Here is a 12,969-nt window from a genome sequence, read left to right on the forward strand (position 1 = left end):
CATCACACTAATAACTCAAAAGGATTTTCAAGAATCTTTTTCAACTCTGTTAAGAATGCTGCTGCTGGAGCACCATCAATGACACGATGGTCAAATGACAAACTTAACACCATCATTGGACGTATTTCAAGAGCTCCATTGACTGCTACAGGCTTATCCTGAATTCGACCCACACCTAAAATCGCACTTTCCAGGTTGATTAATGATTGGTGTAAAAGCATCGACCGCATACATACCAAGGTTACTAATAGTAAAAGTGGACCCTTTTAACTGATCTGGCATTAATTTATTTTCACGGGCGCGCTGACCAATATCCTTTGCATCTTTGGTAAGCTCTGCAAGTCCTTTTCCTACTACATTTTTAATTACTGGTACCATTAGCCCGTCAGAAACTGCGACCGCAAGACCGATATTCACTTCGTTATGCTGAACAATATAGTCACCATCTATTGAAATATTAATTTCTGGGTGACGTGAAAGTGCTACTCCAACAGCTTTTATTAAAATATCTGTAAACGATAAACGGAATCCTGTCTGTTTTTCAATCACTGGGAGTAGTGCCGTGCGAAGTTCTTTTACCTTCGTCATTTCCACCTCAGATGTTATCGTCACATGAGGTGCTGTGTAAGCACTTTGTGCCATCCGTTCAGAAATCACTTTTCTCATGCCAGACATTTTCTTGCGTTTTGCTACCGTTTGTGTCGATATCACTTCAGGCACTAAGGTGGTCTGTGACACAGAAATTAAATCTTCCTTTAAAATCTTTCCGTTAACTCCAGTTCCTTTAATTGAGGCAAGATTAACTTGTTCGGCACGTGCTATTTTTTGTGCAAGCGGGGTTGCCTTTGGTCCTGCCGGTATTGCCAGTTGTTCCACAACATCTTTTCTGTGAACACGACCATTCGGCCCGCTACCTTGAATAAAAAACAATTCCAGATTATTTGTCCGCGCTAATTTTCGAGCAGCTGGGGTGGCACGTGGTTTCTCACCGTCAGAAGCGAGACTCATTCCAACCAGTTGAACTTGTTCTGGTGATACTGCCTCTTCCTCAGGTTCACTGACCTTCTCTTCACTACCGGAGAGACCTGGTGATGTAGCTGGAACGTTTTCCCCGTTTCCCCGATATAACCAATAATCTGATTAACTGGTACCTCTTCATCTTCTTGATAATATTTCTTTAACAATACGCCCTGATCATATGCTTCTACTTCAATGTTAATTTTGTCCGTCATAATTTCAAAAAGCGGTTCGCCGATCTCAACTGTGTCCCCTTCTTCTTTAAACCATTGGAGGAGGGTACCAGCTGACATTGTGCTGCTTAGCTTCGGCATAAATATTTCTTTTGCCATCATTGTTCCTCCTTATTTTTCCCTAACAGTTTCTCTAACTGCTGCAATAATATCAGGTACCTGTGGAATCGCCGCTTTTTCTAAATTCGGGTTATAAGGGATTGGAACTTCTTTGCCACCAAGGCGCTTAATCGGAGCATCTAAATAATCAAATGCTTCACTCTCTGCCACTACACTTACAATTTCCCCACCTATGCCACCTCTTTGTACAGCCTCATGCACAACAATCAATCGGCCAGTCTTTTTCACTGAATTTATGATTGTTTCTTTATCAAGAGGTACGATAGTACGAGGATCGATAATTTCTACACTGATTCCCTCTTTTTCAAGCTGCACAGCAGCCTCAAGCGCTTTATGAACCATAATTGCAGTAGCTACGATTGTTACATCTGTGCCTTCCCGTTTAATGTCTGCCTTACCTAGTTCAATTTTATATGGCTCTTCCAGGTACAGGAGAGGACGTTCTATAGAGTAATTTATGCTCGTAAAAAATAACTGGATTGTCATCTTCAATTGCCGCTTTTAGCAAACCCTTTACATCATAAGCCGTTGATGGCTGAACAACTTTTAAACCTGGAATATGTGCCATCCATGCCTCAAGGCTTTGGGAATGCTGTGCTGCTGCACCAGTTCCAGAACCTGAAGGAGTTCTTAATACCATTGGCACTTTTCCTTTTCCACCAAACATGTATCGCGTTTTCGCTGCTTGATTCACCATTTGGTCCATTGCGATTGTGATAAAATCGGAAAATTGAAGCTCTAGAATTGGACGCATCCCAGTTAATGCTGACCCTACTGCAGCTCCAGCAATCGCTGCTTCAGAAATTGGTGTATTACGTACACGCTCTGGACCGAATTCTTCGATCATTCCTCGTGTGACTCCAAACGCTCCACCGTAAACGCCGATATCTTCACCAAGAATAAAAACATCTTCATTTACCCGCATCTCTTGGCTCATTGCTTCTCGAACTGCTTCTAAATAGGTAATTTCTCTTGTAGTCATGATTTCTTCCTCCCTATCCCTTACGCGAATACGTCTTCTAATAAACTATCAAGTGATGGTTCTGGACTATTTTCAGCAAATTTTACCGCTTCTTCAATTGCTTGGTATGCTTCATCTTGGAGTTGTTTTGCACTTTCTTCTGTTAGTACGCCATTTTGCATTAATATCTCTTTAAATCGCTTAATACCATCTTTTGCTCTCCACTCATTTTCCTCTTCACGAGTACGATATTTCTTAGCGTCGCTTTTTGAGTGTCCTTTCCAGCGATATGTTTTCATTTCGATTAATGTTGGACCATATCCTGAGCGAGCATATTCAACTGCATCGTGAACCGTATTCATAATTTCAATCATGTCAAGACCATCTACCACCTTACCAGGAATCCCATAGCCTTTAGCCCAGGTCGGCAATATGTTCAACACGCGTCATTTCCTTTACAGAACCTGACATGCCGTACTGGTTGTTTTCACAAATAAAGACAACTGGAAGGTCCCAAATAGCTGCAAGGTTAACGGATTCATGGAAACTTCCTTCATTTGTTGAGCCATCCCCAAAGAAGCAAAGAACCACATAATCTTCTTTTTTCATTTTTGAAGTTAATGCCGCTCCGACAGCAAGTGGAAGGCCGCCGCCGACAATTCCGTTCGCGCCAAGATTTCCTTTCTCCAAATCAGCGATATGCATTGAACCGCCTTTTCCTTTACAATACCCAGTGGATCGACCAAATAGCTCAGCCATCATCTTGTTGACATCGCCTTCTTTCGAAATACAGTGCCCGTGTCCTCGATGTGTACTAACGATTTTGTCTTTTCTTCCGATAACAGCAATCGATCCAGAAGCCGATGCTTCTTGACCCACACAAAGGTGTGTTGTTCCATGAATTAAACCTTTAGCAAAAAACTGATCCACCTTTTCATCAAAATAGCGAATGAGCCACATTTCTTTATATAAATCTCTTAATTTCTCGTCTGTAATCATACTAGGTAGTTTCAGAGTATTCTCCATCTGCATCATTAGCTTTTCCTCCCTTTTTTTACATTTGTTCTGATGTGTTACATTTGTAAACATCTTATAATTTATCAATCCTTTCGTCAAGGAAAAAAAGAAAAATATTAATATTTTTTTCTCACTGAACCTTGACCATTTTCCCCCACATAATTTTTCTTGATAAATTAAATACCCCAATGATGTTAACGCTTTCAAAACAAAAAGGAAAAAAGGGAAAAGGTCTACTTAACCATTCCTCTTTTTTCCCTTTAAGTATCTTTACATATGGTGAAATGCCCTGGATCGCAAACACTCTAAAAATGTATAAACTTAAATTTATTTTATCGTAATAACGGTTCCCTCTTTAATTTCAGGAAATTTATTCGGGGCTGCAAATACAGCTCCTGGCAGAATATCCTCCATCTGCTCCTGAAAATAGATTGAAATATGCCCTAATTCTTTTAAGTTTTGGTTTGCTAATGAACCGACAGCTGTAATGGTAAAGGACTCATCATCAAATTGAATGGTCCCACCTGCTTTTAGTGGTTCATCTGTTACATTCTGAAACTCGTGAATTACAGCCATCTCTCGTAATCCCTGTGGTGCTTGAGGTCCAAATAAAATTACTATTTTATCGTCTTTAAACGTAGGTACTAACTCGCCAACTTCTTTTACTATCGATTTAGTCACTCTCTTACCCCCATAACCATTTACTTTTTCTTATAACGTAACGAATGAACGTGCTTCAAGGTTCGTAGGGAATAACTGATCTTGAAGTGCTCTTAATTTCCATACAGTTGTAGAGTGATCTAGTTCAACATCATCCAAAGTTAAGAACTGACCAACCTTAATATCTCTTTTTGCGACTACTTTACCACTAATTAGTCCAATTGGAATATGGCCATTAGTCTTCATATCAAGATGTGTTTCTAAAACACCACGAACAGAATAACCACCAATGCCATCTACTGACTCACCAGCATTAATGTCTCGTTTTGCAACGGCAACCGTTTCCGAAATTGGCGCCCCTAGTGGATGGATTGATGAGTCATGCTCCAACACGGCTTTTGCAATCGTAATCGGAGTTTCTAAGCTTGCCAAGTGATACGGACGGTAGAATACATAGTGCGGTCCATTCCCTACTTTTAAATAGCGAAGCTCAGCATCCACTGGTTCAAGTTCACTTTTTACAATAACGAATACACCTGGTGCTAAACCGTTTACATATTCGACAACACCAAAGTTATCCAATACACCGCCATTTTCTTTTAAGTTTAATTTGTCAGCAACATCTTGAACTGTTGCAGATACACCGTGCATACCAACTTTATCTGGGACTAATCCAATAGCGTTACTTAATAGGTTCATTTCAGCCATTGTTTTTGTTCCATCCTGGAATGCGCAAAGCATGTGTGCACTCATATGCTTTTGTTTTGCTTCTGCTGCTGCAACGTCAGGATTAGATAATGGATTAAACGGATTGTTCTTACCTTTCCCTGCCACTAATACTTCTAATCCCATTGTTTTAGCAAATTCATATAATTCAAGAGTTGCTGCAGGCTCATCGCCAGCAGAGCCAGTATAGACTAATCCCGCATTGTTAAACATTTGATACATTATAGAACCGATTGTAATATCTACTTCAACATTTAAAAGTACAATGTGTTTTTTTGAGCGCAATGCCTCAAGGGAAATATTCGCTCCTACCTCAGGAACGCCAGTAGCATCAACGATAACCTCTACTGTTTGAGATTGAATCACTTTACGATAATCATTCGTTACAATAATAGTTTCCTTTTTAGTAGATTGAGAGTTAAAATAATCCGCTGCTCTTTGAGCTGCATCAACATTAACATCACATATTCCAGTTACGATCATACCAGGAATTTTAGAAATTTGAGCAATCATTCCAAAACCCATTTGACCTGCCCCAATTACTCCAACCTTAATTGGTGCGTTTTCGCGTTCACGTTGTAAAAGCTTTTGATATACTGACATGTAAATTCCCTCCTAGTAATGTAATACTTTAATAATTTGATAGCGGTTCCATTTTAACTAAAAAACTGATAATGAACTAAATGATAGCTCGAATCAGATGTCACACATTGTAACATCTCATTATTTTTCGTAACATATGTTACGGTAATTATCATTTGTTCTGATTTCTCTTTCAGTTTAATCGTCAATGAAAGGGCTGTCAAGATAGAAATTTCAATATAATCAATTTTTATAAAAAATTAGTTTAATCAATTTCTTCATTCACCTAACACTCCATTAAGAGGTGCATTTGGAAAATAAAAAGAATTCGTTGTTGTGAAAATATTATTTTTTGGATATTGACAGTCTGATTGGTTTTGATTATTCTTAGGATGTATAACAAATGTAATGCGTCATAACAAATGTTATCTTTCGGTGATAAATTCATAACGCGTAACATTTGTTACAATTTTTCTTTCTATTGTAAGCGCTTTATCAAACTGGGTGAAAGGGGTGCTAATAACAACTACACAGAATAGGAGGAGTGATTGTGCAACTTGCAATAATTTTGAGCGCCGTTCTAATTGTTCAATATCTATTATCATTTATTCAAATCAAGCAATATAAAAAAAGTATTGATAAAATCGTTGGCAATTATAAAGGTGAAAATGGTTATTTTATGTTCTCTGGTATGGAAAGAAGCAAGCTTCGTCCAGGAGCAATTGCTATTTTAGTAGTTGATCAAGATTATATTGTTCATGAATGCCAAATGTTAAAAGGATTATCCATTTTAACCAAATTTAAATCATTAGAAAAATATAAGGGTCAACATGTTGGCGAAATATTAAATGATATAAATGAAAATTCCCTCATTCTTAAAAAGAAGAGGATCCCTTCAAATTATAAAGCCCTCTTAAAAGCAGGAGAAAATGCCTTACTATCAATTTCAAAAAATAAAATTTCAATCGGAATCTAAAGGAGGCCAGCTCTATGGAATGGATTAAATGGTTGGGAGAGCATTTCATCGGAATGTTTAACGCAGGTGGAGAAACATTTATGGCACTATTTACAGGAATAGTTCCTACATTAGTGGTCCTATTAACATTCACGTATGCTGTAATGAAATTTATTGGAGAAGACCGAGTTAGTAGAGCTATTCAATTCGCTGCAAAGTATACCTTATTACGCTATACATTGATGCCTGTTCTTTCAGTATTAATGTTAACCAACCCAATGGCTTATACATTCGGCCGTTTCTTACCAGAAAAACAAAAACCAGCATTCTATGATTCTGCCGTTTCGTTTGTACATCCAGTAACAGGATTATTTCCTTATGCTAATGCCGGAGAACTATTTGTCTATTTAGGAATTGCGAATGGAATTAAAGAATTAGGCCTTCCAATTTCAGATCTTGCTGTGCGCTACTTTATCGTGGGTATTGTTGTTATTTTAATGCGTGGAATTATAACTGAATTAATTACAAAGTATCTTGCCAAAAAAGTGGAAGCGTAAACATATATTAGGGGGAGATCGAAATGACTCAAGCGGTATTCGTTACAAAAGGTTCTGGCGGTTGGGGAGTTGGCCTTCATCTTGAACCACAAGGAAAGAAAAACAAAGTTGTGTCCATTACTGGTGGAGGTATTCATCCAGTAGCAAGAAGAATTGCAGAATTATCAGGAACCGAAGCAGTTGACGGATTTAAAAGTCATGTTCCAGAGGAAGAAATGATGTGCGTAGTCATTGACTGTGGCGGTACCGCACGTATTGGTGTGTATCCAATGAAGCGTATTCCAACTGTCGATATTCTTCCATCATCACCTTCAGGCCCACTTGCAAAGCATATTACCGAAGACATTTTTGTTTCAGGTGTAACAGAAAAAGACATCCTTGTCGCTGATGGTGTTTCTCAGGCAGCCGCGGCAGTGGCAAAAGAAGAAACTGCTGAACCGAAGTTTAACACAAAAGATAAAGCACAATTTAAAGAGAGTTATGATCAGCTAAAGAAAGAGCATGCTCAAAATAGCAAAGAAAATTTCTTATTGAGGTTCTCAAAAGGAATTGGTGGTGTTACCGGAACGTTCTATCAAGCAGGTCGTGACACGGTTGAGATGCTTCTAAAAAATATTATTCCTTTTATGGCTTTTGTTAGTATGCTTATGGGTATTATCAATTATACAGGTATTGGTGATGTGATAGCGAATTCGCTTTCGCCTCTCGCAGGATCACTTTGGGGACTTCTTGTCATTGTAGTTATTTGTTCGCTTCCATTCTTGTCCCCTGTACTTGGGCCAGGAGCCGTTATCGCTCAGGTTATTGGTGTATTAATCGGTAGCCAAATTGCATTGGGACATATTCCTCCACAATTTGCCTTACCGGCATTATTCGCTATTAACGCACAAGTAGGCTGTGATTTCATCCCTGTAGGTTTATCACTTGGAGAAGCAAAACCAGAAACAGTTAAATATGGTGTACCTGCTGTTTTATATAGCCGTTTAATTACAGGTGTATTATCCGTTATTATTGCGTATTTTGCTAGTTTCGGAATGTATTAGTATACTAATTCATAGAAGGATCAACTTAAGAAAGCCATCCTATTTTTATAAGGAAGAGGATGAACAGTGATTATTTTAGACAATAGAAGATTATTAGTAAAAGTTGCCCAAATGTACTATGATGATGGGGCGACTCAATCAGAGATTGCAGAAAAAATTGGAGTAAGCCGTTCACTCGTCTCTAAATATTTAACAAAAGCAAAAGAAGCGGGAATCGTTGAAATAACCATTCATGATGAGGGACTGCAACAATTCCATCAATTGGAACGTAAGGTGGAGCGGCTTTATAACTTACGTGAGGTCGTCTGTATTGAAAGTGTTGGGAATGATTCCTCAAAAAAGCAGTTAGGAGAAGCGGCGAGCGACTATTTGCTAAGGGTAATTAAAGATGGCCAAATTATTGGTTTATCTTCAGGCACCACTTTGTACGAACTTGCCAACGCGTTAAATTCTCCTCAACCGTTTCCATCCATTACCGTTGTACCTTTAGTTGGCGGGATGGGAAATGAACGAGTGGACTTCCATTCCAATTCGATTGTAGCTAAAGTTGGGGATTCCCTTCAGGCAAAGTGTGATTTTCTGCACCTCCCTGTCATGGTTGATACAAAAGAAGCGAAGGAAATATTGATGAGACAACCTTCGATTAAAAGTGTCGTTTCTTTAGCGGAAGAAGCAAATATTGCAGTGGTTGGAATTGGCGGAAATCCTGAACATTCTACAATGGTTAAATCCTATTTAGGGTCCGAACACAAGAAAATTACTGAGGATCCAGAGATTGTTGGCGATATTTGCTACAACTTTATCAATAGATTTGGTAACGCTATCAATAACGATTGGAATGAACGTGTCATTGCAATGAATCTAGAGAAGTTGAAAAAGATTCCTCTTGTTATTGGAGTAGCTGCAGGACTTGAGAAAGTTGATGCAATTAAAGCGGCTCTCGATGGCAATCTTATACATGTTCTTATAACTGACGAAGTAACAGCTAGCGCGTTAGTTTAATAGGGTAAAGGGACTGTTCTTACGCTTTCTTATCGGAGGTGTGTGTTCAGTCCCTGTTCTTTTAACGGAGTTATTTCTCGAGGAGGCGGCAATATGCAAAAAAACATGGAAGTCCTACGCAAACCAAAATGGTTAAATATTAAAATAAATACAAACGAAAATTATCAAGACATAAAAAAAATGATGGCGGATAGCGTTTTACATACTGTTTGCCAAGAGGCAAAATGCCCCAATATCCATGAATGCTGGGCGGAAAGGAAAACAGCAACCTTTATGATTTTGGGTAATATATGTACAAGGGCCTGTCGCTTTTGTGCTGTAAATACCGGGTATCCAACAGAAATTGACTTGAAAGAACCGGAGCGTGTTGCTGATTCAGTTTCGTCTATGAAGTTAAAGCATGTTGTCGTGACAGCTGTTGCACGTGATGATTTAGTAGATGGAGGGGCTTCTATCTTTGCGGAAACGATTCGAGCAATTCGGCGGAAAAGTCCTATAACAAGTATTGAGGTTTTACCTTCGGATATGGGTGGAATTTACAATAATTTAAAAACATTACTGGATGCGAGGCCAAACATCCTAAACCATAATATAGAAACTGTGCGACGGTTAACTCCAGGTGTGAGAGCTAAAGCAACCTATGAAAAATCATTGCAATTATTGGAGCGGGCAAAAGAAATAAATCCTGCTATTTCAACTAAATCGAGTATTATGGTCGGTCTTGGTGAATCAAAGGAGGAACTCATTGAGACGATGGTAAATCTAAGGGATAGAAATGTTGATATCCTGACGATTGGACAATATCTTCAACCAACCACCAAGCATCTACCAGTACAAAAATATTATCATCCGAATGAATTCCATGAACTGAAGGAAATTGCTTTACAAAAAGGGTTCCGTCATTGCGAAGCTGGTCCTCTTGTTCGGTCCTCCTATCATGCTGATGAACAAGTGAGCACTACTGTTAAAGACAATGAACGCGATCTTATGTTTTAATAAACTTGTCTCCCTATCTACCAAAGATGGGGAGTTTTCTTCTCCTCATTAAAGTTGAGCCATATTTCTAGTCGTCTTCAATTATTAATTCCACCTTTTTACATAGTCTCGAACAGTTCGTCTTCAAGATTAGATTTACATATAATCGGTTCAACTTTACATATCGTCATCAATAAAACGGCTCCTACCATGGCAATAACTGCACCGATATAAAGGGCATATTCATATTTGCCAGTAAATTCAATTATTACACCTGTCATAAATGGGGCAAGTATACCAGCAATGGTTCCAAGTGTCGTAAAAATTCCCGTTATCATTCCTGCATTTTTTTGAGAAAAAACCATTGGCATCGTAAAAAATCCACCCATAGTAAGTGTTAAAAATCCATTGGAAGCTGAGATGAGTAAAACGGCAGCACCAACACTTGTTGCTTTTGATCCAAGAATTAATAGAATACCAGCAATGGATAGTCCAATTATCGGGAATAGTTTCCGTCCGATATTTTGACCAAACTTTTTTGAAGCAGCATCAGCTAAATATCCTCCAAATGGATAGGTAAAAATAGCCACAAGATAAGGCAACATTGAATAGAATGCGCTATTATGCAAATTAATTCCCCGACCAATCACAAAATAATTTGGCAACCACGTCATAAATAAATAGAAAAGATAATTTGCACAGAAATAGGACAATGCACAATACCACACTGATTTAGTTGAAATGATTTCCCTTTTCGTCAAGAGTCCATCTGTACCGTAAGCATGATGGTGTGAATCTTGATCCCCTTGAATATACGCTAATTCCGTTTTACTTATTCTAGGGTGTAGTTCCAGGTCGATCCTTCCCAAACGTCCACCAAAGAATACACCAAATTATGGCAACAAATGAAAATGTGTAAAACACCATTTGCCAATTCCAAGTCTGGATAACCCAAGTTGCGAGAGGCATTGTGATGGCAATCCCTAATGGAAGTCCTGCTTGAACAAGCCCGGTCGCTTTTCCTGTTTCGCTTTTTGGAATCCATTTACCTAGAATCGAATGAATAGCAGGTAAAGCTACACCCTCTCCAAGCCCCATGAACATCCTAATTAACAACATCATGGATAACGTTGATGCGAAAGGTGTAATAAACACAAAGAAGGACCATACAAAAGCTCCAAATACGACGATTTTTCCACCGCCAAATCGATCAGCTAAACGACCACCCGGCATTTGTGTGATCGCATACCCAATAAAAAAAGCGGTTGAAACCAAACCAAACTCAATAGAGTTCCAATTGTAATATTCCATCATGGAGGAACCCGCCATTGACATGTTTGACCTGTCCATATATAAGACTAAATAGCATAATGAAAGCAACAATATAATTCCCCAACGTTTTTTTCCAATTTTTGAACTCATGATTTCTTGCCTCCTCGGATAAAAAATCATTTATCTTATTTCATAGAAAGCTAAAGATTCTGAGGCTTCCTGCTTACCATTAACAATCTCACGTAATAAATATTTTTTTACTTTTCCTGTCTCAGTCCGAGGCAGCGAATCTACTATTTCAACACGCTCGGGATATTTATATTTAGACACTTTCATCTCTGCAAAAAAAGATTTAATTTCTTCCAAAGTCAATGCCACTTCGTTGTTATGAAGGACTACAAAAGCACAAGTACGCTCTCCCAATCTCGGGTCTGGTATACCAATTACAGCTACATCATAAACATTTGGGTGTTGATGTAAGATCCGCTCAATTTCATTACTGCTTATATTTTCTCCACCGCGGATGATAATGTCTTTCTTTCTCCCATTAATTCTTATATAGCCGTCCGTATCCATCGTACACAAGTCTCCACTATAGTACCAACCTTCATCATCTAGGACCCGTTCTGTCAATTCTGGTTCTTTAAGGTAGCCTACAAATACATTTGGACCGCGGGATGCTTCTTCCCCTTTAACTCCGCTTGTCAGAACAGGTCTCCTAAATTCATCAACCACTCTAATCTCGATTCCTGGAAATGAGGTCCCATCTGTATGGATAATTTTTTCGATTGGATCGTCCAGACTAACACCTGTATGGGGCACGCTTTCGGTTGAGCCATAAACACTGAGTATTTTAAAACCCGCTTTTAGTCCTTGTTCAACCATGTGCCTGGGAACTGGAGCCCCTCCACACAAAAAGAAACGCATCGATGAAATATCATGATTAGCGTTAGGGATAACTCGTAATAAATCGTAAATAACTGGTGTACAACCGAACCCACAGGTACACCCCTCGTTGTCAATTTGCTCAAGACAATTATCCGGATTAAAAATATCCTGAAGCACAACTTTAGCTCCAAGCATAAAAGATGCTGTTACCCCATGATGAAACCCAGATGCATGGGCTACTGGAGCCGGCATAAAGATAACATCGAGGAAAGAAAGATTTAATGAAGCAGCAAAAGCTCTTTCACTTGAAATAATATTATTATGGGTCAACATTACACCCTTTGGATTGCCCTCAGTTCCAGAAGTAAATAATACCGCAGCTAGATCATCAGCACTGCGCTTAATGTTATCTGAAAGTGGAGGAAAATGTTTGATTATCCCGGCTGAAAGTCGTTCCTTTATCCACTATACTCCCCTTCTCAACAATGACTATTTTTTGCAAACTTGGAACATGCGGTAAAACAGACTTTACCATATTGGGATAATCATGCTTTTTAAATTGAGATGGGATAAACAACACCTTTGATTCGCATTTATTTAAAATATAAGATAGATCCGATTCACGTAAATTGGGCAAAATGGGGTTTATGACCGCTCCTACTTTTAGACATGCAACATAAATTAATACGAATTCCGCCCAGCCAGGTAATTGAACAGAGACTATGTCATTTTGTTTCACTCCCACTTCGATCAAAAAAGAGGATACTCTTTTAGCTGCTTCATCCATTTGGGCATAGGTATATCTAGCCCCCTGAAGGTCTACAACAGCCTCCTTCTCTGGAGCAATTAATACTGACATATTCCAAAAATCAGCTAAAGTTGCGTCGCCCCAGTACCCTTTTTGACGGTATTCATGCTTTTGAACTTCATTTATTTTCATTCCTAAAGACATATTCTTGAC

The 12,969-nt window shown here is 38.7% G+C and carries 11 protein-coding genes and 3 pseudogenes; 5 read left to right on the forward strand and 9 right to left on the reverse strand.

The annotated features are described in order from the left end of the window. Positions 1–2 precede the first annotated feature (2 nt). From RGF10_RS19225 to RGF10_RS19245, 5 genes and pseudogenes are all read right to left on the reverse strand, one after another. Positions 3–1,349: pseudogene (locus tag RGF10_RS19225) on the reverse strand (dihydrolipoamide acetyltransferase family protein). Positions 1,350–1,361: 12 nt separating this feature from the next. Continuing rightward, positions 1,362–2,352, reverse strand: a pseudogene (locus RGF10_RS19230) (alpha-ketoacid dehydrogenase subunit beta). 20 nt (positions 2,353–2,372) lie between these two features. Continuing rightward, positions 2,373–3,357 (reverse strand): annotated as a pseudogene (locus RGF10_RS19235) (thiamine pyrophosphate-dependent dehydrogenase E1 component subunit alpha). 318 nt (positions 3,358–3,675) lie between these two features. Next, positions 3,676–4,029, reverse strand: coding sequence for a PTS glucitol/sorbitol transporter subunit IIA (locus RGF10_RS19240; RefSeq protein WP_318505033.1), 354 nt, complete (start codon positions 4,027–4,029; stop codon positions 3,676–3,678). Between the two features lie 30 nt (positions 4,030–4,059). Next, positions 4,060–5,337 carry an NAD(P)H-dependent oxidoreductase gene (locus RGF10_RS19245; protein WP_318505034.1) on the reverse strand — a complete coding sequence of 426 codons (1,278 nt, stop codon included), beginning with the start codon at positions 5,335–5,337 and terminating at the stop codon, positions 4,060–4,062. 529 nt (positions 5,338–5,866) lie between these two features. On the opposite strand from RGF10_RS19245, the gene RGF10_RS19250 reads away from it, so the two are divergent. The 5 genes from RGF10_RS19250 to lipA all read left to right on the forward strand — a co-directional run bounded on the left by RGF10_RS19250 (position 5,867) and on the right by lipA (position 9,869). Next, the gene (locus RGF10_RS19250) at positions 5,867–6,292 is read left to right on the forward strand and encodes a transcriptional regulator GutM (protein ID WP_318505035.1); all 426 of its coding nucleotides are present in this window, start codon (positions 5,867–5,869) and stop codon (positions 6,290–6,292) included. 14 nt (positions 6,293–6,306) lie between these two features. Beyond that, positions 6,307–6,828: a PTS glucitol/sorbitol transporter subunit IIC gene (locus RGF10_RS19255; protein WP_318505036.1), complete on the forward strand. Its 522-nt coding sequence runs from the start codon at positions 6,307–6,309 to the stop codon at positions 6,826–6,828. 23 nt (positions 6,829–6,851) lie between these two features. Further along, complete coding sequence (locus tag RGF10_RS19260) at positions 6,852–7,871, forward strand: PTS glucitol/sorbitol transporter subunit IIB (RefSeq protein ID WP_318505037.1); 1,020 nt, start codon at positions 6,852–6,854, stop codon at positions 7,869–7,871. A 66-nt stretch (positions 7,872–7,937) separates the two neighbouring features. Beyond that, positions 7,938–8,873: a sugar-binding transcriptional regulator gene (locus tag RGF10_RS19265; protein ID WP_318505038.1), complete on the forward strand. Its 936-nt coding sequence runs from the start codon at positions 7,938–7,940 to the stop codon at positions 8,871–8,873. 93 nt (positions 8,874–8,966) lie between these two features. Then, positions 8,967–9,869 (forward strand): lipoyl synthase, encoded by a 903-nt coding sequence (gene lipA / locus RGF10_RS19270; RefSeq protein WP_318505039.1) that lies wholly within the window; start codon positions 8,967–8,969, stop codon positions 9,867–9,869. A 98-nt stretch (positions 9,870–9,967) separates the two neighbouring features. On the opposite strand, the gene RGF10_RS19275 is transcribed toward lipA, so the two are convergent. Genes RGF10_RS19275 through RGF10_RS19290 form a run of 4 tightly spaced genes read right to left on the reverse strand, consistent with a single transcriptional unit; the run spans position 9,968 to position 12,960 of the window. Then, positions 9,968–10,717, reverse strand: a complete 750-nt coding sequence (locus tag RGF10_RS19275; RefSeq protein ID WP_318505040.1) for an MFS transporter — start codon at positions 10,715–10,717, stop codon at positions 9,968–9,970. Continuing rightward, the gene (locus RGF10_RS19280) at positions 10,686–11,270 is read right to left on the reverse strand and encodes an MFS transporter (RefSeq protein WP_318505041.1); all 585 of its coding nucleotides are present in this window, start codon (positions 11,268–11,270) and stop codon (positions 10,686–10,688) included. The genes RGF10_RS19275 and RGF10_RS19280 overlap by 32 nt, the downstream gene beginning before the upstream one ends. A gap of 30 nt (positions 11,271–11,300) precedes the next feature. Further along, a complete protein-coding gene (locus RGF10_RS19285; protein WP_318509574.1) occupies positions 11,301–12,470 on the reverse strand; it encodes an AMP-binding protein in 1,170 nt (389 codons plus the stop codon). Beyond that, entirely contained in the window at positions 12,415–12,960 is a 546-nt protein-coding gene (locus tag RGF10_RS19290) for an AMP-binding protein (protein ID WP_318505042.1), read from the reverse strand. Before RGF10_RS19290 ends, RGF10_RS19285 begins: the two co-directional genes overlap by 56 nt. Between the last annotated feature and the right edge of the window lie 9 nt (positions 12,961–12,969).

It is taken from the genome of Bacillus sp. T3 (assembly GCF_033449965.1).
GTDB lineage: Bacteria > Bacillota > Bacilli > Bacillales > Cytobacillaceae > Bacillus_BU.

What these genes read in the sequence shown, in the direction of transcription:
- RGF10_RS19245 (WP_318505034.1), bottom strand. Translation starts at nt 5,337, where the DNA reads ATGTCAGTATATCAAAAGCTTTTACAACGTGAACGCGAAAACGCACCA.
- RGF10_RS19255 (WP_318505036.1), top strand. Translation starts at nt 6,307, where the DNA reads ATGGAATGGATTAAATGGTTGGGAGAGCATTTCATCGGAATGTTTAAC.
- RGF10_RS19260 (WP_318505037.1), top strand. Translation starts at nt 6,852, where the DNA reads ATGACTCAAGCGGTATTCGTTACAAAAGGTTCTGGCGGTTGGGGAGTT.
- lipA (WP_318505039.1), top strand. Translation starts at nt 8,967, where the DNA reads ATGCAAAAAAACATGGAAGTCCTACGCAAACCAAAATGGTTAAATATT.
- RGF10_RS19280 (WP_318505041.1), bottom strand. Translation starts at nt 11,270, where the DNA reads ATGAGTTCAAAAATTGGAAAAAAACGTTGGGGAATTATATTGTTGCTT.
- RGF10_RS19290 (WP_318505042.1), bottom strand. Translation starts at nt 12,960, where the DNA reads ATGTCTTTAGGAATGAAAATAAATGAAGTTCAAAAGCATGAATACCGT.